Origin of the sequence: Rossellomorea sp. NRS-1567 (genome assembly GCF_050467885.1) — a bacterium.
Lineage (GTDB): Bacteria > Bacillota > Bacilli > Bacillales > Bacillaceae_B > Rossellomorea > Rossellomorea aquimaris_C.
The window spans coordinates 82,431-105,894 of the sequence record NZ_JBITPL010000017.1 but is presented as its reverse complement, the minus strand read 5'-3'; the positions used below and the strand labels follow the sequence as shown (position 1 = coordinate 105,894).

25 protein-coding genes are annotated in these 23,464 nt (G+C 43.1%); 13 read left to right on the top strand and 12 right to left on the bottom strand.

The genetic code is table 11. The features are described from left to right. Positions 1–18 precede the first annotated feature (18 nt). Entirely contained in the window at positions 19–1,263 is a 1,245-nt protein-coding gene (locus ACIFOD_RS13185; RefSeq protein ID WP_148994519.1) for an amidohydrolase family protein, read from the bottom strand. Positions 1,264–1,313: 50 nt separating this feature from the next. Next, the gene (locus ACIFOD_RS13180) at positions 1,314–2,834 is read right to left on the bottom strand and encodes a glutathione ABC transporter substrate-binding protein (RefSeq protein WP_430315084.1); all 1,521 of its coding nucleotides are present in this window, start codon (positions 2,832–2,834) and stop codon (positions 1,314–1,316) included. Positions 2,835–3,073: 239 nt separating this feature from the next. On the opposite strand from ACIFOD_RS13180, the gene ACIFOD_RS13175 reads away from it, so the two are divergent. The 8 genes from ACIFOD_RS13175 to ACIFOD_RS13140 all read left to right on the top strand — a co-directional run bounded on the left by ACIFOD_RS13175 (position 3,074) and on the right by ACIFOD_RS13140 (position 10,639). Continuing rightward, positions 3,074–3,979 carry an ABC transporter permease gene (locus ACIFOD_RS13175; RefSeq protein WP_430315040.1) on the top strand — a complete coding sequence of 302 codons (906 nt, stop codon included), beginning with the start codon at positions 3,074–3,076 and terminating at the stop codon, positions 3,977–3,979. A gap of 16 nt (positions 3,980–3,995) precedes the next feature. Then, positions 3,996–4,916, top strand: coding sequence for an ABC transporter permease (locus ACIFOD_RS13170; protein ID WP_113970311.1), 921 nt, complete (start codon positions 3,996–3,998; stop codon positions 4,914–4,916). Between the two features lie 11 nt (positions 4,917–4,927). Beyond that, positions 4,928–5,923, top strand: a complete 996-nt coding sequence (locus ACIFOD_RS13165; protein WP_430315039.1) for an ABC transporter ATP-binding protein — start codon at positions 4,928–4,930, stop codon at positions 5,921–5,923. Between the two features lie 8 nt (positions 5,924–5,931). Beyond that, entirely contained in the window at positions 5,932–6,900 is a 969-nt protein-coding gene (locus tag ACIFOD_RS13160; RefSeq protein WP_430315038.1) for an ABC transporter ATP-binding protein, read from the top strand. A gap of 69 nt (positions 6,901–6,969) precedes the next feature. Continuing rightward, the gene (locus ACIFOD_RS13155) at positions 6,970–7,734 is read left to right on the top strand and encodes a sensor histidine kinase (protein WP_430315037.1); all 765 of its coding nucleotides are present in this window, start codon (positions 6,970–6,972) and stop codon (positions 7,732–7,734) included. A gap of 15 nt (positions 7,735–7,749) precedes the next feature. After that, on the top strand, positions 7,750–8,439 hold the full coding sequence (locus tag ACIFOD_RS13150; protein ID WP_430315036.1) for a response regulator transcription factor: 690 nt from the start codon (positions 7,750–7,752) through the stop codon (positions 8,437–8,439). Positions 8,440–8,443: 4 nt separating this feature from the next. Then, positions 8,444–9,745 carry a hypothetical protein gene (locus ACIFOD_RS13145; RefSeq protein ID WP_430315035.1) on the top strand — a complete coding sequence of 434 codons (1,302 nt, stop codon included), beginning with the start codon at positions 8,444–8,446 and terminating at the stop codon, positions 9,743–9,745. Between the two features lie 186 nt (positions 9,746–9,931). Beyond that, entirely contained in the window at positions 9,932–10,639 is a 708-nt protein-coding gene (locus ACIFOD_RS13140; RefSeq protein ID WP_430315034.1) for a diphthine--ammonia ligase, read from the top strand. 88 nt (positions 10,640–10,727) lie between these two features. Here the strand turns inward: ACIFOD_RS13140 and ACIFOD_RS13135 are convergent, their stop codons facing one another. Then, entirely contained in the window at positions 10,728–11,576 is an 849-nt protein-coding gene (locus ACIFOD_RS13135) for an STAS domain-containing protein (protein ID WP_430315033.1), read from the bottom strand. 392 nt (positions 11,577–11,968) lie between these two features. Here ACIFOD_RS13135 and ACIFOD_RS13130 point away from each other — a divergent pair, with 392 nt between their 5' ends. Next, positions 11,969–13,507 (top strand): glutathione ABC transporter substrate-binding protein, encoded by a 1,539-nt coding sequence (locus ACIFOD_RS13130; protein WP_430315083.1) that lies wholly within the window; start codon positions 11,969–11,971, stop codon positions 13,505–13,507. 71 nt (positions 13,508–13,578) lie between these two features. Here ACIFOD_RS13130 and ACIFOD_RS13125 read toward each other — a convergent pair whose 3' ends face one another. From ACIFOD_RS13125 to ACIFOD_RS13105, 5 genes are all read right to left on the bottom strand, one after another. Next, positions 13,579–13,701 carry a hypothetical protein gene (locus ACIFOD_RS13125; RefSeq protein ID WP_262371810.1) on the bottom strand — a complete coding sequence of 41 codons (123 nt, stop codon included), beginning with the start codon at positions 13,699–13,701 and terminating at the stop codon, positions 13,579–13,581. 145 nt (positions 13,702–13,846) lie between these two features. Then, on the bottom strand, positions 13,847–14,227 hold the full coding sequence (locus ACIFOD_RS13120) for a nuclear transport factor 2 family protein (protein ID WP_430315032.1): 381 nt from the start codon (positions 14,225–14,227) through the stop codon (positions 13,847–13,849). A 256-nt stretch (positions 14,228–14,483) separates the two neighbouring features. Then, complete coding sequence (locus tag ACIFOD_RS13115; RefSeq protein ID WP_430315031.1) at positions 14,484–14,873, bottom strand: VOC family protein; 390 nt, start codon at positions 14,871–14,873, stop codon at positions 14,484–14,486. Positions 14,874–14,951: 78 nt separating this feature from the next. Beyond that, a complete protein-coding gene (locus ACIFOD_RS13110; protein ID WP_430315030.1) occupies positions 14,952–15,659 on the bottom strand; it encodes a M48 family metallopeptidase in 708 nt (235 codons plus the stop codon). Between the two features lie 3 nt (positions 15,660–15,662). Further along, on the bottom strand, positions 15,663–16,166 hold the full coding sequence (locus ACIFOD_RS13105) for a DUF1456 family protein (RefSeq protein ID WP_430315029.1): 504 nt from the start codon (positions 16,164–16,166) through the stop codon (positions 15,663–15,665). Positions 16,167–16,409: 243 nt separating this feature from the next. Here ACIFOD_RS13105 and ACIFOD_RS13100 point away from each other — a divergent pair, with 243 nt between their 5' ends. Beyond that, complete coding sequence (locus ACIFOD_RS13100; protein ID WP_430315028.1) at positions 16,410–16,670, top strand: YueH family protein; 261 nt, start codon at positions 16,410–16,412, stop codon at positions 16,668–16,670. Positions 16,671–16,773: 103 nt separating this feature from the next. On the opposite strand, the gene ACIFOD_RS13095 is transcribed toward ACIFOD_RS13100, so the two are convergent. Together ACIFOD_RS13095 and ACIFOD_RS13090 are read right to left on the bottom strand one after the other, a co-directional pair. Next, complete coding sequence (locus ACIFOD_RS13095) at positions 16,774–17,976, bottom strand: ATP-binding protein (RefSeq protein WP_430315027.1); 1,203 nt, start codon at positions 17,974–17,976, stop codon at positions 16,774–16,776. 147 nt (positions 17,977–18,123) lie between these two features. Further along, entirely contained in the window at positions 18,124–18,741 is a 618-nt protein-coding gene (locus tag ACIFOD_RS13090) for an HAD family hydrolase (protein ID WP_430315026.1), read from the bottom strand. A gap of 188 nt (positions 18,742–18,929) precedes the next feature. Between ACIFOD_RS13090 and ACIFOD_RS13085 the strand changes: the two genes are divergently transcribed. Next, a complete protein-coding gene (locus ACIFOD_RS13085) occupies positions 18,930–19,952 on the top strand; it encodes a serine hydrolase domain-containing protein (protein WP_430315025.1) in 1,023 nt (340 codons plus the stop codon). A gap of 72 nt (positions 19,953–20,024) precedes the next feature. On the opposite strand, the gene ACIFOD_RS13080 is transcribed toward ACIFOD_RS13085, so the two are convergent. After that, positions 20,025–20,300: a hypothetical protein gene (locus ACIFOD_RS13080; RefSeq protein ID WP_430315024.1), complete on the bottom strand. Its 276-nt coding sequence runs from the start codon at positions 20,298–20,300 to the stop codon at positions 20,025–20,027. A 317-nt stretch (positions 20,301–20,617) separates the two neighbouring features. After that, positions 20,618–21,214 (bottom strand): YdhK family protein, encoded by a 597-nt coding sequence (locus ACIFOD_RS13075; protein ID WP_430315023.1) that lies wholly within the window; start codon positions 21,212–21,214, stop codon positions 20,618–20,620. A 172-nt stretch (positions 21,215–21,386) separates the two neighbouring features. On the opposite strand from ACIFOD_RS13075, the gene ACIFOD_RS13070 reads away from it, so the two are divergent. After that, positions 21,387–22,748 (top strand): sensor histidine kinase, encoded by a 1,362-nt coding sequence (locus tag ACIFOD_RS13070; RefSeq protein ID WP_430315022.1) that lies wholly within the window; start codon positions 21,387–21,389, stop codon positions 22,746–22,748. Positions 22,749–22,766: 18 nt separating this feature from the next. Then, positions 22,767–23,450: a response regulator transcription factor gene (locus ACIFOD_RS13065; protein WP_397552360.1), complete on the top strand. Its 684-nt coding sequence runs from the start codon at positions 22,767–22,769 to the stop codon at positions 23,448–23,450. The last annotated feature ends 14 nt before the right edge of the window (positions 23,451–23,464 follow it).

The window sequence follows — 23,464 nt, the reverse complement described above, 5'->3', positions numbered from 1 at the left end:
CGAAACGTCTCCCATCTATTATTTATTGATCAGTACGGATTCAGATTGTGGCAGCACCACTTTTTCCCCGTTTTTATAAACAGAATCAATTTTTGCTCTCCTTGCCACTGCTTCCGCTGAACAGCTTGCTTCGACCAGGACAAAGTCTGCTGCGTCCCCTACTTGAGGCCAAACCTGTTTCCCTGCATCATCCAACGGTGTAATTCCGCCAGAAGCATATTTCCATGTACGGTTGATGGAGTACTCATCGATCAGTCGGAATCGTTCAGCAAGGATATTAAGCTTCTCGATCGTATCCCCGGTTCCAAAAGGTGACCAGTGATCGGTTAAGCTGTCATGACCGACGGATACCTGTAAACCGTATTGATCCAGAGTCGGAACCGGAATGGTTGGGCGGTTAATCGGGATCGTCGTGGTAATATCAATCTCTTGATCTTTCAGAATGGCCATCATGTCTGTAAGAGATTGCCCCTCAAGATCTCCAAGTGCAATTGCATGACTGATCGTGACACGCCCCTTCAAGTTCGCCTCTCTTGTAAAATCAGCAAGACGTTCAAAGGTGAAAGCCCCAAGTGTATCCGGGTCATGAAGGTGAATGTCGACACCGGCATTATGCTCAGTGGCAATGTCAAACGTCGTATAGAGCGATTGATCGATATGTCGGTCCACTGTCGCCGGATCGACTCCCCCAACAAGGGTGGCACCACTTTTCATGGCTTCCCGCATCAGTTCCACTGAATTGCTGCGCAGGAGCCCATGCTGAGGAAACGCTACAATGTCATAAGTGAGGTGGTGTTTATATTTCTCTAATGCTTTAACGGTTACTTCCAGGTGCTTTAAACCGGAAGTGGGTTCTATGTTGCAATGCGTCCGGATGTGAGTGTGGCCATTTTGAAGCAGCAGCTCGATCATCTTTTCAGCTCTCTCCTGGGCGTATGGCAATTGCTTAGGCAACAACTCCTGTTCTTCTTCTATTCTTGTAAAAATACCTTTTGTGATCGGACGGCATGCCTTCCAAGGACCGCTATAGTAGGTTTTATCGATATGGATGTGCATTTCACGTAAGGAAGGCAGGATCAGCTTCCCTTTTGCATCCAACACGGCCGCTCCCGTTTCAATCTCTGACTCGTCATTTGAGATGGCCGTAATCTTTCCCCCTTCTATTTTTACATGGGCATATTCCGTAAGGGTTCCTGTCACAACTTCATTCTCTTTCTCAAATCCCGTTTCCATTCTCACATTTTTCATCCATACTGTTTTCATCAAATCAACCTCCACTTTTTATTTACAGGGATTTCGGATGGTGCCATCCCCTATTCGATCGTTGCGTCATTCACCATTAAGTAGTTGGCAGCACTCAACCAGAAATCCTTCACTTCATTGTTGTACACTGCTAAATGCTCGTAGTTTCGAATTGGAATGTATACCGCTTCTTCCATTTCAATGGTCATCGCTTCTTCATATAATGTCTTTCTTACTTCAGGGTCCACTTCTTTTCTTGCCTGCTCGATGAGATCATCAACTTTTTCATTTGTATAATAGAAATGGTTTCCTGGTGAACCGTGTGAAGCAGAGTGGAACAAGTTGTATTGGTTGTAGTCACCGTCACCGGTTGCATTTCCCCATCCGCCGATGAACATATCTTGTTCTCCTGTGTCTACAGCTTCAATATACGCACCATATTCAAGCACCTGAATATTCACTTTGATCCCGATTCCCTTCAACTGGGACTGAATGACTTCTGCCATATTGATCCGTTCTTTACGGTCACTCGTAATCAATGTTAATTCGAGACCTTTTTCAAACCCTGCTTCTTTCAAAAGCTCCTTGGCAGAATTCGGATTATACTCATACGGCTTCACATTTTCACTATGACCGAATACTTGTGGACTCATGGCAGCATTTGCTAACGTTCCCACTCCGTTATACACACCTTTAATGATTGCTTCTCTTTCAATGGCCATGGAAATGGCCTGTCTTACCTTTACATTATCGAAGGGCTCTTTTTGTGTATTGAATCCGACATACTCGACGGCTAATCCTTCTGTTCGATACAGATTCAATGTGTCAGAGCTTTCGATACGCTCGATTTCAGTAACGGGCACTTGATCACTGATATGGGCTTCACCCGTTTCAATCATCGCTAATCGTGTCGCGTCCTCCGGTACAACCTGAAACTCGATTCCATCAATATTCGGAAGTTCTCCCCAATACTCTTCATTTTTTTCAAGGGTGATAGACTGACCTGACTTCCAGGATTCGAAGGCAAATGGTCCGGTTCCGATCGGGTGCTTAGCAAGACTATCAGGATTTTCTTTCAAAGCTTTTGGGCTCATGATACTTCCTTCGTTACTTGCAAGAATCGATAAGAGAGGTGCATAAGGAGCATCCAGCTTGATTTGCACTTTATATTCATCCAGTACGTTTATTTCTTTGATCATCCCGAGCTTATCCTTTTGAGGAGACCCGGTGTTAGGGTCCAGTAAACGGTCGAACGTCACTTTGACAGCCTCAGCGTTAAATTCAGAACCGTCATGGAACGTGATTCCCTCATTTAATGTGAATTCCCATATTGTATCGTCCGGCTGCTCCCAGCTCTTCGCCAGTGACGGAACTATGTTCATTTCTTTATCAAACGTCACAAGGCTCTCGTACACTTTTTGATAAAGGACATTAGCAGACGGAATATCTGTAATGAAGTGTGGGTCCAAATTGGTTGCATCGGATAATCGGACGACCTTCAGTACTCCGCCTTCTGATTCACCGCCTTGTTTACTTGCGGTTTCACTTTCTACATTACTTGTCGAACACGCCTGGGTGATGAGCATGACCATCACGATCAATAATCCTGCGATCCCCCTGAAATACTTCTTCTTTTCTTTCAATTCCTCCACTCTCCCTTTTCCGTATTGTTGGTGCCTATCTGCATTATAAAAAAGAAAACAGTGAATGATTTTCAATATCTTTACCAACTTTTTAATTATTTTGACAATTCAAACTTATCACCTTCCCTTTCCACCCCTCTTCCTCTATCTTTGAATTACACAAACCATTTCAATGAGGAGGAAACGTCATGTCGACAGAACTTAAAGTTCAAGAAATTCAATCACCCATACTCAATTCAAAACCGAGCGTTTTTGAAAAAAGGATCAAACCCTTCTGGGACACCTTTTCGAAAAACAAGGCAGCAGTGGTTGGTGGAGGGATCATTCTCTTCTATATTCTCATTGCCCTATTTGCTCCTTTACTCGCTGTTTATGATCCTTATGACATTCAACTGGACAATAAACTCCAGCCCCCGAGCCCAGAACATTGGATGGGAACGGATGATAAAGGGAGGGATATCCTTGCAAGGATTCTTTACGGCTCCCGTCTATCAATGGGGGTCGGCTTTGCCGCAGTCGGCTTCGGGGCTTTCTTTGGTATCATCATGGGGTTGATTTCCGGGTTTTACGGAGGTTGGATCGATACCGCCATCAGCAGAATCCTTGATGTCATGCTTGCTTTCCCTGGGATCCTATTGGCTCTTGCTATCATCTCTGCCCTGGGACCGAGCCTTGTGAATGTCATGATCGCAGTCGGGGTGTTCTCCATCCCATTATTTGCAAGGGTTGTCCGGGGATCGACGCTCGAAACGAAGAAGCTTGAATATATCGATGCCATTCGGTCGCTTGGAGCCAATGATTTCATCATCATCTTTAGGCATATCCTGCCGAACATTTTATCTCCCATCATCATTCAAGGTTCCTTGCGACTTGCCACCGCCATCCTTTCAGCAGCGGGATTATCTTTCCTTGGTTTAGGCGCACAGCCTCCTTCACCTGAATGGGGTACGATGCTGTCAAGTGGAAGGGACTTTTTATTCACGGCTCCCTACATCGCCCTCTTCCCGGGGTTGGCGATTTCCATTCTCGTACTCGGCTTTAATTTGTTCGGGGACGGCCTTCGGGACGCGCTTGATCCGAGACTGAAATCATAATAAGGAGGAATATGAAATGATATTGTACATTTTCAGAAGATTAATAGAAATCATCCCCGTCATATTCGGTGTGACCCTGGTTGTCTTTCTCATCATGCAGATGGTTCCCGGAGACCCGGCTATCATTCTTGCAGGGGAAGGGGCCTCGAAAGAAGCGATCAACCAATTACGGACAGAGCTCGGCTTGAACCGCCCCTTGTATGTTCAATATGGAGAATACATCATGAATGTCTTCCAGGGTGACCTTGGACAATCTTTGAAGAGTCAACAACCTGTCATCCAGGAAATCATGACCCGCTTACCGATCACGATTGAACTTGCCTTTTACAGTATTCTCATTACGATTGTCCTTGGAATGACAGCAGGGATCATTTCCGCAGTCAGACCATACTCAGCTACCGATATTTCCGTGATGATCGTCGCTTTATTAGGGATTTCCCTTCCAAGCTTCTTTCTAGGTCTGCTATCCATTTATTTATTTTCTGTAAAACTTCAGCTTTTACCTGTAGCAGGGTGGGACAGCATGCTTCACATCATTTTACCGGCCTTTACGCTCGGGGTCGGAGGAGCTGCCATCGTAGCCCGAATGACCCGTTCCAGCATGCTTGAGGTCGTGAGGCAGGACTATATCCGCACTGCTCAGGCAAAGGGTTTGAAAAGCTTTGCCATTATATATAAGCATGCCCTGCGCAATGCATTGATTCCAGTCATCACAGTAGTCGGCCTTCAGTTTGGGGCACTTCTCGGAGGGACGGTATTAATCGAATCCGTCTTTGCCATCAATGGACTCGGCCGTATGATCGTTGACTCGATCCGTACACGTGACTTACCGATGGTTCAGGGCGGAGTACTGGTCGCATCCTTGGTCTTCGTAATCGTCAATCTATTCGTAGATGTTTTATACCGATTCTTTAACAAACGAATTGAACTTAACTAGGAGTGGTTGTAATGAGTAAAAATGTGGTCTTGGAAGTAAAAAACTTAAAAACCCATTTCACTTCGAAAAAAGGAGTGACGAAAGCCGTGGATGGAATCGATTTTGTCCTTCACGAAGGAGAGACGCTTGGGATCGTAGGAGAATCGGGCTGTGGAAAAAGCATGACCTCCCTTTCGATTCTTCGTCTTGTCCCCTCCCCTCCCGGAAAGATAGTGGACGGAACCATTGAATTGAAAGGGAAGGACATCCTTAAAATGTCCGAATCCGAGCTTAGAAAAGTGCGCGGAAATCAAATATCTATGATATTCCAAGAGCCTATGACGTCATTGAATCCTGTCATACCGGTAGGGGAGCAAATTGCAGAAGCTGTTCGCATCCACCAAAAACTCGGGAAAAAGGATGCATGGAAAAAAGCGGTAGAAATGCTCGAATTAGTAGGCATTCCTTCTCCTGAACAAAGGGCGAAACAAGAGCCTTTTCAGCTGAGCGGCGGAATGAGGCAACGTGTCATGATTGCGATGGCTCTTGCCTGCAATCCCGAAGTCCTGATTGCCGATGAACCGACTACGGCACTTGATGTAACGATCCAGGCACAAATCCTTGAGCTGATGAAGGACCTTCAGAAAAAGCTGAATATGGGAATCATCTTCATCACACACGATTTAGGAGTGGTAGCCGAGCTATGTGACAAAGTTGCGGTTATGTATGCGGGACAGGTGGTGGAATATAGTTCGACGGAACAATTATTCTCCAATCCGAAGCATCCATACACAAATGGGCTGCTGTCTTCATTACCAAAATTGCATGAAGACCAGGCAGAGCTGGAAACGATGCCGGGAAGCGTCCCTTCCCCCTATGACATGCCAAAAGGCTGCCGTTTTTCTCCCCGTTGCGCATTGGCAACCGCACGATGTCACCAGGAAGAGCCACAGCTCAATTCTTCGAAGGATGGCAGTCAAATAAGATGTTTTCTATATAATGCCGAGAAAGAGGTGCAGATGACATGACCGCTGTGATGACTGAAAAAAAACCTATTTTGGAAGTGAAGGGCCTGAAACAGTACTTCCCTATCAAAAGGGAGTCCTTGTTCCAGCCGAAACAAGTGGTGAAAGCCGTGGATGATATCACCTTCACGCTGTACGAAGGGGAAACCCTCAGTATTGTAGGTGAGTCCGGCTGCGGTAAATCGACAACCGGCCGTGCCATCCTTCAGCTGGATAAGCCGACGGAAGGCAGTATCCAATACAATGGAATCGAATTGAACAGTCTATCCAAAAAGGGATTAAGAAATATGAGGGGCGATATCCAGGTCATCTTCCAGGATCCGTTTGCCTCGTTGAATCCGAGACAAACCGTCCGCAAGATCCTGAAAGAAGCCATGACCATACAAAAAGTACTGCCTCCTTCCAAACACGAAGATCGTATGAAGGAATTATTGGACTATGTGGGCCTTCCGATTACGTCACTGGACCGTCTTCCACACGAGTTCAGCGGTGGTCAGCGACAAAGGATCGGAATCGCACGGGCGTTGGCTGTCAATCCCAAAGTAATCATTTGTGATGAAGCCGTATCGGCACTCGATGTATCCATTCAGGCGCAAATCTTGAACCTGTTAAAGAAACTTCAGAAGGAATTGAAATTAACGTACCTCTTCATTTCCCATGATTTAAGCGTTGTACGTCATATATCAGATCGGGTGATCGTGATGTATCTGGGGAAGGTGGTCGAGATCGGGACAAAGCATGAGCTGTTTGACAATCCTACCCACCCTTATACCAAAGCCTTGCTTTCAGCCATCCCCGTACCTGATTTTTCTCAGAAAAGAGAAAGAATCCTTTTAAAAGGGGATGTACCTTCCCCATTGAATCCGCCATCAGGATGTAAGTTTCACACCCGCTGCCCTCTGGCAACGGATTTGTGTAAAGCAGAACTGCCTCCTATGACCGGACATGGGGAGCATTTCACAAGGTGCCATTATGTCTAAACATATTTTCAGAATCTTAGTTTTCTTATAAAATAGAAAGTATGACTCACCACTTTAGGAGTTCTTCACATGATTACACAAGAATCCTTTTCATTTTATATCATGCTGTCCGTATTAGCCCCAATCATTGGGGCTTTTAGCTTATTATTTCTCTTCCTATTTGAAAAACGTCTGGATCAACTGGAGAAAGAAAAGAACCAACTGCTTCTGAAACAGGAACTTCAGGAAGCTAAATACAACCAACTGAATCAGCAGATCCAGCCCCACTTTTTTTTCAATACGCTTAATGTCATCCTGAGCCTGGCACGTTTGAATCGCAAGGAAGAACTGGTTTCTGCCATCGAGGTCCTTTCCAAATACTTCAAGTTCAAATACAAACAGACTGACCCTTTGATCACCATGGAGGAGGAGATTCAATACACCCAATATTATCTCGACATTCAAAGGCTGAGATTCAGAGATCGGCTCCAAGTAGTATGGAACGTGGAAGAGAGCTGCAAGTCTTCACTAGTCCCTCCTTACCTCCTGCAGACCCTTGTTGAAAACGCATTTAAGCATGGTCTTGAAAAGCATCCCGGGCAAGGCAAGCTGATCATCATCCTGAATGAACAAAGGAAAAAAGTGTACTTAGAAGTATGGAACAGCTCATCATCTTCTTTGGACACGCTTGATTCTCAAAAGGAAGACCGTGGAATTGGATTACATAATATCCAGAAGCGATTACAGATGATCTTTCCAAAGGAAGAAATCCTCATTCAGCTGAATGAAGAAGCCAAAGGAACGAGCGTCCAAATCTTTTGGCCTCGTATGACCAGAGAAGACAACATTACTTGATGAAGGAGGAAGCAAATGCATATTTTACTCGTTGACGATGAGCCCCTTGAACTGGAGCAGCTCAACTACATGATTCACGAAAAATATCCTTATTGGACGATTCATACTGCCGCGGATGCGTCACAGGCTTTAAAGATTCTGACGGAACATCCGATTCGCCTTACGCTGCTCGACATTCAACTGCCTGGTAAATCAGGGATCGAACTCGGGATTGAAATGAAGAAATATGATCATATCGACATCATTATGGTCACGGCCTACCAATCATTCGATTATGCACAGGCCTCCCTGCGACTCGGCGCAAAGGATTATTTAACGAAACCGATTATTCAAGAAGAATTATTTCAAGTTCTCAACCAATATAAATACGCATCCATCCAATCCCATATCGTCCAGGAAGCATTAACGATCATCCATGAACAATACAGCGATAAGCTCTCCCTTTCATCATTGGCGAGCCAGATCCATATCAACGGTACGTATCTTAGCAGGAAGTTTCATGCAGAAATGGGGATCAGCTTCTCTGAATACCTGAATGATTTCAGAGTCCAGGCCGCACAGAGATTACTTCGGCAGGACACCGAAAAGTCCATCTCTTCTATTTCTGAAGAATGCGGATTCAGCAGCCAGCACTATTTCAGTTCATTATTCAAGAAGCAAACAGGATACACTCCAAGGGAATATCGGATAAGAGAGAAGGTATAAATCAATGAAGCCACGAACGTACCGTGAATATATACAAGGAACCATCACGTTTGGTGTGGCGTATGGAGTCGTTTCGCTCCTGGCAAGATGGGTGACCGGCAATACGATTTTGTCTTCTCCTGAAACACTCGTGAAATATGGACTGCTTGGTGGAATTGGCTACGCCATGATGGGAGCCACCGCTCTCTTTCTATTCGGGTGGATCACCCCCTATATCAGGGAACGATTCCCAAACTCCATGACTCTAGGGGATGTATTGAAAGAAAGACTCCGGGGCCGGTCATACTGGTTCGTCATGTGGGTATTACTCCTGACAAGCCTGGACTCCCTGCTCATACAAGCACTGGGAGCAGGTGTGCTATTCCACTTTCTATTGAAAACACCGATTTATGTAGGATTACTCGTATTTTTTTTATATTGCTTCTTGTTGTCCATAGGAGGCATGAAGCAAATCCATCGATTTGAAGGGATTCATATCTCGTTTATTTTCGCAGCCATCATCCTGATTCCCGTTTATTTTTTTATCCAAAAAGGTATTTTTCCCGTTTACGATGGATTGCTTCTTTATCATCCCTACTTATTATTTCTGAAACATAATGAAATCACCTTGTTCATTCTTACCGCATTTCTGATTGGATTCGGACAAGTATTGATCGACCGGGCGAGCTGGCAGCGGATTTATATCATTGAAAAATCCAAGGTACGAACATCCTTTATGATGGCCGGGATCATATGGGCGACCATTCCGCTTGCCTTCACCGCGATTGTACTGATTGCGGTTTATGGGCAGGGCTTTGAAAACATTTACTCCATATTGAGTCAGCTGGTGGAGAAAATCGACTCATTGTTTCTGCTTCTATTATTTATCGGCTGCTGCTTCAGTGCCATCGCCTCCACCGTGGGGGCAGAGCTCCATGCCACATCGATCATGGTCATCCGGAATATGCTGAACCACAAGTTCGATTGGAGTGAAGACCAGCAATTGAAAAAGACCTATTTGGTCTCCGGTGTGCTTTCCCTTTCACTCTTTCTCATCAGCTCGATCCTCTCACCGAGTCTGATGGAGCTCATCTTCTTTTTTGCTCAGGTGTATGCATCCATCATCCCGACCATGCTAGTGGTCATCTTTTATAAAAGAATGATCCCGATGCTCCTTCCTTATTGCTCATTGATAGGTTTAGGGACCGGGTTGCTGTCTCTACTAAGCTATAATTCAATTCAATCGACCTGGATCAGCTTTTTCGTGTCGAGTGGGTTAGTGGTGATATCGCTGGTGGTTAATGAGATTCGGATTCATAGAAAATGAGACCACACTCGTAATGGTCCGAGTAAGAGAGTCGTCAAATAGGCGACTCTTTTGTCTTAATGGACTAAGACATCTACTAATCACAGGTTTGTATGATGTTATCTATAAAGCCTCATCGTGATAGAATGAGAGAAACGATGAAACCAGTTAGAAAATATGAAAAACCATTAAGGAGGAAAGATAAGAATGACAGAATCAAAGGAATGGAAACATGGTGCTCGCGGGCATTCATTCATTACTTCGTTTAGCGGAGGAAAAGATAGTGTTTTAGCTCTATACAAAGCATCGAAGGATGGAGATGCGCTCGGGCTGATTGTAATGCTGGAGGAAGAAGGAAAGCGGTCCAGATCCCACGGAATGCCTCCGGAGCTTATCCGTGCACAAGCAGAAGCGATCGGCTTGCCCGTATTCACTGCAGCCGCCAGTTGGACAGATTATGAAGAAGTCTTCATGACCCTTTTAGAAAAAGCAAAGGATCAAGGCGCAGAAGTGTTAGTAACGGGGGACCTGGATATGCCTGAACACGGCTGTTGGCATGAAAAAGTGGCGAAGAACGCAAGGCTGAAGCTCGGGATGCCTTTATGGGGAATGAACCACCGTGAAGCTGTCGAAGAGTTCATCAATCTGGGATTTGTATCCATCGTTGTAACGGTTAATTTATCCCTGGGCATGCGACCTGAAGATTTAGGACGAACGTTAACTCATGAATACATAAATGAACTTGAAGCCCGAGGGATCGATCCTTGCGGAGAAGGTGGAGAGTTCCACACCACAGTAGTGGATGGACCGATTTTCAAACAAGCCGTTCCCGTTTTAAAACGTGAGATTATGAAAGACGGGGAGTATGCTTTTTTGCCTTTGGAGCTGGATACGATGTCGGATAGTCACGTTTGAAAGTGACCGGAATTATTATTGATAAAATAAGCTGGAGATCAGATGATTGATCTTCAGCTTTTTTGCCACTATAAATAAAATAATTAAATTAATATTGCATCCCTGCTTCTAACACCAGATGTTCTTTGAGTGTTTGCTGTAATGTTCCCTTTGTCTCTACTTGACTGTCAAATGACACTCCTGAATCAACTATATTTCTGACAAGTTCTACCCGCAGCCCTGTAAGGATTGCTTTGCATCCCATCACATTAATTCCATTTAAGATCTTCTCAAATTGAAAGATGACATCCAATTCCATTTCCGCTACACCCGATAAATCTATAATCAGGGTTTGAATTTTCATAGAACTGATTCCCATCAACACTTTCTCTTCAAGTGTATGGATACGATAGGTATCTATCATTCCAATTAAAGGCAGTACCGCAATAGAGCTGTCTATCGGGATGATAGGTACCGATAGATTCTCCACCAGCTTTTTCTGTGACAACAGCTGTTCATCTTTGTAATCAGAATAACTGATAAAGAAATTATTCAGGAACTGATCAACACTGTCATTGATTCTTTTTTCCAAATCAAAGAATTTCTTTCGTGGAGCTTCATTAGCTTCATTCTGATCATCAAATTGAAAAAGGAAATACCATAAAGTTCTTCTAATTGCATGTACCCATTCCAGTTTGAATGAAAGCGTGAGAGAATGTTGTGCCCATGCAATACCCTCTACTTTTGCAAATTCCACCAGCTCTTCTTCTCTGTTTTCAACGATATAGTGAGCTAACATTTCTGCATTCTTTAATAGATCGATGTTTCCTTTTTCTAGAATATCATTGATTTTGCTCCCAACATTTACAGCTTCAGATAAGAGCATTTGCTGGAATTTCTCTCTGTTAGCGGTAAGAAAATCCGTTATCTCTTCCTTATTATGGAATAATCCATTCATAATAACACGCTCCTTTTTATCCTGATATATTCCCTATTCGTTGCTATGAATAAAAATCCTTCTAAAACAAGTATTTCAAATATCCATTTAACATTTCACACCAATTTAATCGTCAGGTTTGTTGGGAAGAAAATCATTAATCAATTTACCCATTCACTTTTAATCACCTATCGACACCTGTAAGAAAAGTGGGCCGGATACTTGGGACTACATTTGATTTGCTATGAACCTTAGAACAAACTCATCCTGCCTAATAAAAAGGTCAACAAAACAAAAAAAACAGTAAAGATATCTTAATTTTATATGTCTGAAAATTCTTATAATTAAATAAATACCGAGGGGAGGATGAATAGATGAAGACGAAGGTAAATAGTTTCAGGAGCAGGGTTATCATGATTGGAATAATGGTACTGATGTTAGCGATTAGCGGTTGCTCCACCAATATGGGGGCAAATTCGGGTGACCAGGCTGAAGGACAGGCTTCCAACAAAGAAAATAAGTTGGTCATTGCCCGTCTATCCGATGTGGAGAATCTTGATCATCATTTTATGTCCACCATCAATGCAGCAAGTGTGACACACGGTAAAATTTACGAGGGGCTTGTCGGCAGAGATAAAAATGCCAAAATCAAGCCATTACTCGCTGAGGAATGGGAGCAGTTGGATGATATAACGTGGGAATTCAAGCTAAGAGATGATATCTCGTTTCATGATGGGACACCATTCAATGCCGAGGCTGTGAAGAAAACGTTTAATCGTTTAACAGACCCAAAGGTGGCTTCGCCTCGAGCAGTTGTATTCAAAATGGTCAAGGAAGTAAAAGTAGTCGATGATCATACCGTTCAATTTCTTTTATCTGAACCTTTTTCACCCTTATTATCCATCCTGGCGAGTCATGAAGGCGGAATCATCAGTCCCAAGACGATCGATAAATATGGAAAGGACATTATCCAAGAGCCGGTCGGCACAGGTCCATTTGAGTTCAAGTCCTGGGAAACAGGAAAAGAGATTGTGTTTAATAGAAACGACGAGTACTGGGGAGATCAACCAACTATAAGCGAAGTCGTATTCAAAGTCGTACCAGAAGAGACAACGAGAATTTCCATGCTTGAAACCGGTGAAGCCCATATTGCAGAACCTCTTTCTGTCACGATGATGGATTCGGTTAAGGCCTCCGATAATGTTGAAGTATACCGAAGTGAAGGCTTTGGTACCGAGTATGTAGGATTCAATGTACAAAAGGAACCTTTCAATGATGTCCGTGTCCGGAAAGCCATATCCCATGCTGTTGAAATGGATTCCATCATGAAAGGTGTATTTAATAATATAGGGAAAAAAGCCAACTCCTTATTAGGATCTAAAGTGTTTGGCTATCATCAGGATATGGAGGCATATGAGTATAATGTAAACGAAGCCAAGCGGTTACTGGCAGAGGCTGGGTACCCTGATGGATTCAAAACCACATTGCTTACAATGGACAGTAAGGAAAGGATCAGCCTGGCTGAAGTCATGCAATCCCAACTCAAAGGAATTGGAATCGACTTAGAAATCCAGATCCAGGAGTATGGCACTTTTGTAGAGCAAGCTACAAGTGGAAATTCAGAAATGTTCATCATCAGTTGGAGAAATGCTACAGGTGATGCAGACTATAATCAATACAATCTCTTCCACAGCAATTCCCATGGACCTGCCGGAAATACATTTTTCTATAGTAATGAAGAGGTAGATCAATTGATTGAACAGGCACGTTCTGAAATGGATCAAGAGAAACGTTTGGAGCTTTATGCAAAATCTCAGGAGCTGGAAATGGAAGACGCGGTCTATATCCCGGTTCGAGTGATTGAAAACATGGCGGCGATTCGAAACAACGTAAAAGATTTTTCTATCAGTCCTGCCGGTTATTTGGAAATCAATGAGATTAGCATTCAATAATCTTTTTTAACTAAACGATTCAGGAAGACCAAAAATGAGAAGTTACCTAACTTCTCATTTTTTATTTCTATTTACTTATTCTTTCTTTCCTGCGCTTTAATGGCCACCTTTTCAAGTCCATTTTGTGCAAATTCCACATCTGACTTCGGCATTGCTTTATTATTCTTTAGGTCCTTATTCTTCTGTTTAGACATTCTTTCACCACCCTATTGTTTTATTTATATAGTGCACAAGCATGGCAATAAATATGAAGCCATTCGAAATTTCCACTGGCCTATGTGTTGAACATAAAAAAGTCGACTCCCATAGGAATCGACTTATAATAGTGAATGAAAGAAATTAAAAAACCCCATTTTCATTGAGTGAATCCTCCGGAATGGCTTGTCCAACATCCCACAATTCAACGATCCGCTCATCCTGGAAACGGAAGATATGAACGACAGCCCCTCCCAGGTCCTCTGGATTCTGTCTCACATGTGAATGAACCGCAACCGTGTCACCTTCCTGGATGGCACGTTTGACTTCGAGTATCTTGTCCGGGTTCCCGGCTGCATTCTCTTCCATGGCAGACATAAGCGAATCTGCATCCCCGGGGAAATACGGATTGTGGTGGCGAAAGTCAGGACCTGCGTGACTCTCGTATGCTTCGTGAACGTTTCCTGATGCCACAAGTTCCAGAAATGAGACTGCTCTTTCTTTAATAGTGAGTGAACCATTCATTTCAATCATCCTTTCATTTCAACCGTGATACTTTCATTTTAAAGGAAAAGGATGGAATTTGCGAATGAATGTCCTTGATGTAAAAAAGCATTGGCCCAGGCAGGTCAATGCTTTTTTGGATTATCGCTTATTAAATGCATTCAACATCCAAATATGCCGTTCCAGGGATGTTTTAATCCTGATAAATGAATTTTTCTCTAAAAATAAAACCAACAGGAGCTTTACTCTATACTAGAGTCCATCGCTCCTGTTGGTTTTATAAATCTTTTTGTTCAACATTTAGTTCAATCAGATTACCGTCTGGATCGGCGCAGAAAATTTGGGCGAATCCACTTTTTGATTGGGGTTTTTCGAGGATTTCCACTTCATTTTCTTTTAACCATTGGAGAGTATCATTGTAGCTCTCTACTCGGAGGGCAAAATGACCTTCCCTGCTGGATAGGCGTTTATCCTGACGGATGGTCTGGGACGAGGGGTCGACGATCAAGTGGAGCTGCTGCCCCTCTATTTCATACCAGGCCCCTGGAAAATCAAAATCGGGACGCGTGATCTCGTTTAAACATAATGTTTTCCCATAGAAATCTTTCGCCTTTTCCAAATTTGTCACCGTAAGACTTACGTGATGGAGACATTTATACTTTATCAAGACCTTCACTTCTTTCTTTTCAACTATTTGATTGATGAGACAAGGTGCCTGTCCCCTCGTCCCACATGGATTGCTGACTTATACCGTCATCTTCCAACTGGACAACGCGAGCCACTGCTCTTTCTCCTTATAATCCGGCACGATTTTTCCGACAAGCCGCCAGAAGGAACGGTCGTGATTGAGGTGGACCATGTGGCTCATTTCATGGACGACGACGTAGTCGATAACATTCTGCGGCGCCATGGCAAGCTTCCAGTTGAAGGTCAGCTGCCTTCTCCCATCACAAGTTCCCCAGGTCGTTTGACTGTCTGTGATGCGGATGGAACGGGGCTTGGTTTTAAAGTGACGTTGATGGACCGCAATGCTTTTCTCCACCAATGATTTGCACTCCTTGTAGTAAAACCTTTTTAACGCCTGCTGGATTCGTTCATCCTCAAGCTCTTTTACTTTGATATGCAATGTCTTTCCGTCAAAAGTGACATGGTCCTGTGTAATCTCCTGATTTTGTAGCACCTGTATGGGAAAAGAATCCCCTAAATACAAGAAAGGTTCCCCATGATCATAGACCTTCTCCTGTGGTCCATTCAGACGATCCTCCATTTCCTTCGACTTCTCCAGGATCACATCCCATTTATCCTCCAGCAGACGGATCACCGATTCATCAGGGGTCCCTTTAGGGGCGTGGACCTCAATATGTCCGTAGCCATCCAGATAGATGCCGATCGTACTACGGTTCTTAAATTTAATCTCAAACTGTATCGTCTCACCAGAATAATTATGGATCATCTTTTATCCCCTGTATTGGATGGCCAACCCTTTTAAGAAATTCCGTGCATACCGGTCACCGCACACTCGGTAATTGTTGTGGCCTTCTCTTCGTAGAATGGCTCCCAGTTCGCCTTTTGTGATCACCACTCCAGCCAGATCCAATATTTCAATCACATCCTCACTTGTTAATGAGAGGGCAATCTTTACCTTCTTTAAAAGAAGATTATTCACATGCTCATACGTCAATTCCGGTCGTTCCTGTTGTCCCGGTTTTGGTCCTCTTTTAAACGTAATGAAGCCGTTTAAGAAGGACTCGTACATTTCATCATCACATGGGATATGGTCATCATCCTCAATGATCTCTTCCTCGAAATCCTCACTGTACTGTGTTTTTGTGAGCACCTTCAGCACTTCTTCCTTTGAGAGCTCAATGCCTCCAAGCTTGAAGATCTCTACCATTTCTGTATTTTTGATATCGAGTGCATATCGTAATCGAATTAATATATCGTTATTAGTTAAGTTCATGTGTTTACCTCCTGAGATTTTCCTATCACTAAAACAATAGCTTACCACTATAAGGACTTGTTTTATAGTATGGCCTCAATGAAAAAGAAGCTTACCTGATGACAGATCAGCTTCTTCTCTTTCCTATTCTTTTTTTATAAGCCAACCTCATTTCAAATATTTCTTTACTATTACCCCATTATGCAATACTTCGCCTTCACCGTTTAATCCTGTTATACTTACATTATCTGCATTAAAACTGAAATGAGTGATGTAATGATAACCTCATATGAGAAAATAAATTTGTCCGGAAACAAACTGGCTGAAGTATATCTACATAAAACTCCCGACAAACGATTTATCGTATCGATACCTGCAATCCATTGGTCTGCAGAATTCAACCAAAAGGATGACATCAAAATTCAAAGTACAAAACTTCAATCCTCACTTAATTTCCATATGTTTCAAGGGGATACAGACGAATTGGTAACAGCTATCGAAAAGTTAGTTCAAAGCCATTTTTAAATACAAGACAGAAAAACAGCAAATGATTATTTGCTGTTTCTTCATGCTTATCAAGAAAGGTCCGTCCCTCAATGCTTTAGTGCGTTGAGGGACGGACCTTCTTTTAATTAGGAACAAGGGGAAATTTCAGTGTGACTGTTGTGCCATGTCCCTGCTCGCTGTCAAACTGTATGCCCCCGTTGTATTTCTCCACGATGTTGTAGCAAATCATGAGGCCCAGGCCAGTTCCTTTGCTTTTTAAGGAGTAAAAAGGAGTCCCGAGGTTCTTCACTTCCTCCTGACTCATTCCACGGCCGTTGTCTATGATCTGAATGCAGACATGGCCTTTTACTTTGGCAGCCTTTACCTCAACAGACCCGCTATGGGGGGAGGCTTCGATGGCATTTTTGATTAGATTGATAAGGAGTTGCTTCAATTCAATGGAATTGGCCGCCACATGACAATCTTTTTCCACGTAAAGATCAATGCCATTGTCGTTCAGCAGACCGTACATGTTGAGGAGTTCCGTTACATCCTTGAGAACCATCTCAATGTCGACATTGTCCACCTTTTCCACATTGTCCGGCTTTGAAACGGACAGGAACTGGGAAATGACATGCTCCGCCGTATCGAGTTCATTCATCATCAGGGCAAAATTCTGCTTCTGGCTTTGATTGAATGCCGGGTCTTCTACATAAAATTGAAGAAATCCATTTACGACGGTCAGGGGATTCCGGATTTCATGAGCGACAGCCGCCGCCAACTGCCCCGTTGTCCTCATCCGCTCCGCCTGCTGCACCTGCTCATAATAAACCCGCTGCTTCTGAATTCGCAGATTCGTTAAATGAAAGATAAAATAGAGTAGGACCTGACTGGCCAAGAAGTTCACCACATTCCCTGCTAAATCTGTGTATATGTAAGGATAGTCTTGCCCTTTATCGACAAACCCGATATAACCGAATGTAACCGCAATGAACGCAAGATTGATCACAAGCGAAAAATAAAACAGCCACTTATCAAAAAAGAGAATGGATAGGGCAGGAATAAAACAAAGCAAAACAAACCCCGACCACGTTTCCGGATATAAGTAAAACAGGGTGTAAAAATAACCGGTGGACGAGATGATCGTCATATATCTTACCCACGTATTCTCAAACCATGGATAAATCAAAAGACAGATAGAGATGATGAAAATCATCACTCCATGCACCACGAATCGGGAATTCACCGGATTATCCACCAGCAAACCCGCCATCATCAGGACGATGATGAACGAAACTATCATATAATAGTATTTTTTATGTAATCGACCATGAAATTCCTTCATTAAAAATGCTCCCACTAATAAACTCTATTTCTGTCATTCTATGACAGGACATAGTAACTATCTTACAAAAATCGGGAATAGTCAATATTGGAAATAAGTTAAATGGGAGGGACGGACCTTCACAAGGTCCGTCCCTCCTCGATATGATTAGAAAATATTCAGTAACTCATCAAATGAATCAATGGCTTGCGTATATTCGTCTACTTCCCCAAATCCATAGCGGGCATAGATAAATGGAATCCCTGCTTCCTTTGCCGCCTTTTGGTCCCCTTCTGTATCTCCAACATATACAGGGGCAGTTAGATGGTTGCGTTCAATGATCAGTTTAATATTTTCGCCTTTTGAAAGTCCTGTCCTGCCAGGGTTCTCATAATCGATGAAATGCATATCCAGTCCGTGATATTCATAGAATGCCTCGATGTATCCGTCCTGGCAGTTGCTGACGATAAACAGTTTGTACTTCTTCGACAGCTCTACAAGCACCTCTTCCACATGGTTATAGAGACTCCCTCCATGCTTACTTAAGTGGGGGATTTCATGGCGGGAAAGATCTTTCAGAAGTCGCTCCCTCTCCTCTTCGTTCAATTCAGGGAACAATCTCTTCCCGATTTCTTTCATTTGAAGCCCCATGGTTCCCTCAAGATGCTTCCTTGTTATACCTGCTTTTAACTGGTTATGTTCGTTGATAACGTTGTTCCATGCTTCCAGAACGGATTCAATGGGATCCCAAAGTGTTCCGTCCAGATCGAAGATGATGCTGTCCATGATTGATTCCTCCAATTCGTTCGGTGTTTTTTCGACAGGAAAAAAATGTCATTGTATGTAGTATAGCAGAAATTCATGGGGAAGGTTATTTCCTAAGTGATCTATGCTGCTCCATAGATCACACCTATAACAGGAAATATATGTTAAAATAATAAATAGAGTCATAGCCTATAACGGAGGGAAATTCAATGAGCAAACATATTGAGTTGCATAATCTAATACATGAAAGCTGCAAAGAACTCGACTTCTCTGGGGTCGTCCTTGTCAAACAAGGGACAGAAATTTTATCAGAAAGCTCCCATGACTATGCGAATCGATCGGATCGACTTCCGAACACCCCCGGTACACGATTTGGGATCGCATCAGGGAGTAAGTTATTTACAAGCATAGGGATAGGTCAATTGGTTGAAAAGGGGGTACTGTCTTTTGACACCCGTTTAAAGGATTGTTTGGATATCGACTTTCCTCATTTTGATGAACGAGTGACCATCCATCATCTTTTGACCCATACGTCAGGAATCCCGGATTATTTCGATGAAGAAGTAATGTCTGATTTTGAAGAGCTGTGGAAGGAAAGACCAGTTTATCATATGAGATCCCTCAAGGACTTTCTCCCATTCTTTCAATCCAGTCAGATGAAATTCACTCCCGGCGATCGCTTTCATTACAATAATGCGGGGTTCATCCTATTGGGATTGATCATCGAGCAACAAACCCGGCAGTCTTTCACAAATTACATAGAATCTGAGATTTTCCAGAAAGCAGGTATGGAAAGTTCAGGATATTTTTCATTAGACTGCCTCCCCTTCAATACAGCAGTGGGGTATATAGAGGAAGAGAATTCGTGGAGAACCAACCTCTACTCCATCCCTGTAAAAGGCGGGGCTGACGGCGGGGCGTTTATCACCGCTTCAGATATGATCAACCTTTGGGAAGCTTTATTTTCTTATAAACTAGTAAATGAAGAAACGACAGGGAAGCTGCTGACCCCTCATATCCATGTGAATGGAGAGGTGCACTACGGGTATGGAATCTGGATGAATCAAAGGAATGAGGAGATCTACAAGTATCATGTGATGGGGTATGATCCCGGAGTGAGTTTTCGTTCCTCTTATTATCCTGGACTAGACTTGAAGCTGTCGATTCCATCCAATAGAGAATCGGGCCCGTTTGAAGTGACAAAATCGATTGAGGGTTATTTTGAAATCTGAGTGCATTAAATATAGGGTTCCATCGTCCGGCTTTCCAGTAACAAAGAACGATGGAGCCCTCTTCCAACAGCTTCAAGTGAAATACCTCATACCTCCCCATATTAAAACACCCAGCGCAACAATGGTTAAAAGGAAGTCTAGAAAAGCCGTCTTCTTCCTTCCATTCTTCAGACTTATCACTGCGTCATACAGGCTCTTAAACACCCAAAAAGCCATTAGACACATCCAGCCGATGGAGTCATTTTGAGACTGGTCATCAAACATCATAATCCATGCTGCTATAATGAAGGAAAGCAGGAAGACATTGATGGAAATCTTTAGAGGTTTATTCAATTCGTAAGGTTCCATTCTTTCTTCCTCCTTTTCAACATGCTACGGTTACATACCCAATTATTGGATAATCCTTGCGCTTCGCAAGTAATATATGACCTTCTTTGTTTCGTACTATGGTAAAGCAGCCCGACGTTTTTGGCATATTCGTTATCCCCCTTTTCAATGAATCTATTAAGACGGACTCAATAATTCTTCAATAAACTTTTACTGAAAGAACCCTTCCCTCCTAATTATTTCAAATATCCAGGATTCCTTCAATTCTTTGTTTCATAAAGCAAGAGCCTATCCTATTTTAGAATAAGCTCTTGCTTTATGGTTTACTAAGCAACCCTTTATTCTGCCGGTGACAACTCGCTCTCTGTCACCCATTTATGATTCTTCACCTCTTCTCCACCTGTCACTGGTGTGAAATCCACCATATACACCGTCGTCTCTTCAACGGAATCAATGGTCGCGGTCGCGCCTTCCATCCCTTTCATATGATTGGCGTTCAGGACAATCTCATCCCCCGATGCATAAGGTTCCTCACCATGATCTTCAATCTCTTCATGGATGACCCATTTATGATCTTCCACTTTTTCTCCGCCGGTGGTCGGTGTGTAGGTAACGGTATAGACGAAGGTATCGTAAGCACCAGTGATCTTGGCTTCCGCTCCCTTCATTCCTTCCATATGGTCATCTTGGATGATGGCTTTACTTCCTACTGTATATGTCGGATCGGCTGCTTCTTTCAAGCCTTCCGGTACTTCTCCTGAACTGGAGTGATTCATGTCACCATGATCCATCCCGTCCATGTCTTGCTTCATCTCCTGGTCATTTCCACCATCATGTCCCTTATTCTCTCCATTGTTGGAGCAGGCTCCCAATAGAAGAACCAGTGCTGTAACGATTAACAAGCTCATATTTTTACTATTTGTAGTCATGGTCATCCTCCTTTTCATCTTCCCACTAAAGTTTACCCCGCAAAATTGCAATTTATATGGAGAAAGGGAAAAGAACCAGGAAGAATTTATAACACGTGCATCCGGCTTTCAGGCATTGTGCATAGTTTTTTCATATTTTTTCGGTAAAATAAAGGAAATGACAAAATGAGGTTATACCATGAATAAAATTTCAACCAAGTTAGCCCTCTACTTTACAATCGCTGTTCTCGTGATGGAAGGGTTATTGATGCTCTATCTACATGACAATATCATCGATACACGGATCGAGGAGGAGTTTCAATCGATTTTATCCCGGGGGAATAGTCATCGTGATGTGTTAGAGGACCGTTATTCGGAAACGACACTGCATCACATAGCGCTCATGGAATCCAAAACGGAAACGGAAGTCGTGATCACGGATAAGAACCATAACGTCATCATAGGTTCAAGGGAAGTAACGGATGGAATGCGTGAATTAATCCAAGTCACCCCTGAAACACTGACTCGTGAAGGAATGGTCATCGAATCAAATTGGAAGGATATGAATTATTTAGCCACCGTCACATCCTTCGAAAGTGAACAGAACGAAGGATATGTCTATATGTTCAAAAGCGCCGCACCGTTGCGGAACCTGATCAACCAATTGAACAGCCATTTCCTTCTCGCAGGAATACTGAGTCTCATCATCTTAACAGGTATCCATTTTCTCCTGTCGAAACTCTTGACGCGTCCCTTGTTAAAAATGAAGCAGGCGACGGAAAAATTGAGCAAAGGGAATTTTGAGGTGAAACTTCCGGAACTGGGTCAGGATGAACTTGGGGACCTATCGGATTCCATTCAGAGGCTGGCGACAGATTTAGAAACCATTCAACAGGAGCGCACTGAATTCTTAGCGAATATTTCTCATGAACTCAGAACCCCTCTGACCTATGTTCAAGGGTATGCCAATGTTGCTCTTCGAGAGGACATCCCGGAATCTGAACGAAAAGAATATCTGAACATCATCCAGGAAGAATCCAAAACCATCCTGACGTTGATCGAAAATTTATTTGAGCTGGCAAAGATTGATGAAAACAATTTCTCCATACAAACTGAAACCATCGATTCGAGCTCTTTTTATCATAAAGTCATCAACAAGGTAGCTCCTGTTTTTAAAAGAAAGGGAATCGATCTCATTTTGACTGTGAAGGAGGATTTCCCGTTCCTTGCCGATCCCATACGTCTTGAACAAATCGTCATGAACCTATTGGATAACGCCCTAAAACATTCGCCCCCTCATTCAACGACTGAGGTGACGGTTGAGCGAAACGAATCAGGGAATATGAGCCTCTTGATTAACGATCAGGGAATGGGTATCCCACCCGATGAACTTCCACAAGTATTCAATAGAATGTACCGGGTGGAGAAATCACGTTCCAGGGAATTTGGCGGATCCGGTCTCGGGCTATCCATTGTGAAAGAACTTGTGGAAGCACATGGCGGTCAAATTACAATACAAAGTGAACGAAATAAAGGCACATCGATCAACATTATTCTGTGATGCTTGGAGGTCAGTCTGGTGAATACCATTTTATTAATTGATGATGAAAGAAGGATGCTGAACTTGTTGGAGCTTTATCTGAAGCCTCACGGGTATGTATGCACAAAGAAAAATAACGGCTATGACGCAATTCAGTCTGTTAAAAAACATTCCGTAGACTTGGTCATATTAGATATCATGATGCCTGAGCTCAGTGGCTTTCAGACCTGTGAAAAAATCAGGGAGTTTTCAAACGTCCCCATCATCATGTTAACGGCCAGGGGTGATAAGGATGACGTCATTAAAGGCTTAAACGCCGGGGCTGATGACTATATCACAAAACCCTTTGACGAAGGGGAACTTGTCGCACGTGTGAATGCTCAATTCAGAAGGATCAAACAGTATGACCAAGTAGATGATCATCACTTGACCAGAGGGGCTTTTACGTTGGATGGAGACTCCTACACGTTAAAATATGAAAATGAAATCAGCCCTCTGACGTTAAAAGAATATAAAATCCTGCACTCCTTGATGAAGAACACTGAACGGGTATACACCCGGGAACAGCTCCTTCTCATGGTATGGGATATCCATTCCATGACCGATATCCGAACCGTCGATTCCCATATCAGGAATTTAAGGGAAAAGCTGAAGAAAGCAGGCTTCCCCATTGAACATCATTTGAAGACAATATGGGGCATCGGCTACCAGTGGAAAACATAAAAAAAGATCAAAGG

What these genes read in the sequence shown, in the direction of transcription:
- ACIFOD_RS13070 (WP_430315022.1), top strand. Translation starts at nt 21,387, where the DNA reads ATGAATAAAATTTCAACCAAGTTAGCCCTCTACTTTACAATCGCTGTT.
- ACIFOD_RS13160 (WP_430315038.1), top strand. Translation starts at nt 5,932, where the DNA reads ATGACTGAAAAAAAACCTATTTTGGAAGTGAAGGGCCTGAAACAGTAC.
- ACIFOD_RS13170 (WP_113970311.1), top strand. Translation starts at nt 3,996, where the DNA reads ATGATATTGTACATTTTCAGAAGATTAATAGAAATCATCCCCGTCATA.
- ACIFOD_RS13105 (WP_430315029.1), bottom strand. Translation starts at nt 16,166, where the DNA reads ATGAACTTAACTAATAACGATATATTAATTCGATTACGATATGCACTC.
- ACIFOD_RS13100 (WP_430315028.1), top strand. Translation starts at nt 16,410, where the DNA reads ATGAGTGATGTAATGATAACCTCATATGAGAAAATAAATTTGTCCGGA.
- ACIFOD_RS13135 (WP_430315033.1), bottom strand. Translation starts at nt 11,576, where the DNA reads ATGAATGGATTATTCCATAATAAGGAAGAGATAACGGATTTTCTTACC.
- ACIFOD_RS13075 (WP_430315023.1), bottom strand. Translation starts at nt 21,214, where the DNA reads ATGACCATGACTACAAATAGTAAAAATATGAGCTTGTTAATCGTTACA.
- ACIFOD_RS13180 (WP_430315084.1), bottom strand. Translation starts at nt 2,834, where the DNA reads ATGGTCATGCTCATCACCCAGGCGTGTTCGACAAGTAATGTAGAAAGT.
- ACIFOD_RS13145 (WP_430315035.1), top strand. Translation starts at nt 8,444, where the DNA reads ATGAAGCCACGAACGTACCGTGAATATATACAAGGAACCATCACGTTT.
- ACIFOD_RS13110 (WP_430315030.1), bottom strand. Translation starts at nt 15,659, where the DNA reads ATGATCCATAATTATTCTGGTGAGACGATACAGTTTGAGATTAAATTT.
- ACIFOD_RS13175 (WP_430315040.1), top strand. Translation starts at nt 3,074, where the DNA reads ATGTCGACAGAACTTAAAGTTCAAGAAATTCAATCACCCATACTCAAT.
- ACIFOD_RS13165 (WP_430315039.1), top strand. Translation starts at nt 4,928, where the DNA reads ATGAGTAAAAATGTGGTCTTGGAAGTAAAAAACTTAAAAACCCATTTC.
- ACIFOD_RS13095 (WP_430315027.1), bottom strand. Translation starts at nt 17,976, where the DNA reads ATGAAGGAATTTCATGGTCGATTACATAAAAAATACTATTATATGATA.
- ACIFOD_RS13125 (WP_262371810.1), bottom strand. Translation starts at nt 13,701, where the DNA reads ATGTCTAAACAGAAGAATAAGGACCTAAAGAATAATAAAGCAATGCCG.
- ACIFOD_RS13120 (WP_430315032.1), bottom strand. Translation starts at nt 14,227, where the DNA reads ATGAATGGTTCACTCACTATTAAAGAAAGAGCAGTCTCATTTCTGGAA.
- ACIFOD_RS13185 (WP_148994519.1), bottom strand. Translation starts at nt 1,263, where the DNA reads ATGAAAACAGTATGGATGAAAAATGTGAGAATGGAAACGGGATTTGAG.
- ACIFOD_RS13150 (WP_430315036.1), top strand. Translation starts at nt 7,750, where the DNA reads ATGCATATTTTACTCGTTGACGATGAGCCCCTTGAACTGGAGCAGCTC.
- ACIFOD_RS13130 (WP_430315083.1), top strand. Translation starts at nt 11,969, where the DNA reads ATGATTGGAATAATGGTACTGATGTTAGCGATTAGCGGTTGCTCCACC.
- ACIFOD_RS13085 (WP_430315025.1), top strand. Translation starts at nt 18,930, where the DNA reads ATGAGCAAACATATTGAGTTGCATAATCTAATACATGAAAGCTGCAAA.
- ACIFOD_RS13090 (WP_430315026.1), bottom strand. Translation starts at nt 18,741, where the DNA reads ATGGACAGCATCATCTTCGATCTGGACGGAACACTTTGGGATCCCATT.
- ACIFOD_RS13155 (WP_430315037.1), top strand. Translation starts at nt 6,970, where the DNA reads ATGATTACACAAGAATCCTTTTCATTTTATATCATGCTGTCCGTATTA.
- ACIFOD_RS13140 (WP_430315034.1), top strand. Translation starts at nt 9,932, where the DNA reads ATGACAGAATCAAAGGAATGGAAACATGGTGCTCGCGGGCATTCATTC.
- ACIFOD_RS13080 (WP_430315024.1), bottom strand. Translation starts at nt 20,300, where the DNA reads ATGGAACCTTACGAATTGAATAAACCTCTAAAGATTTCCATCAATGTC.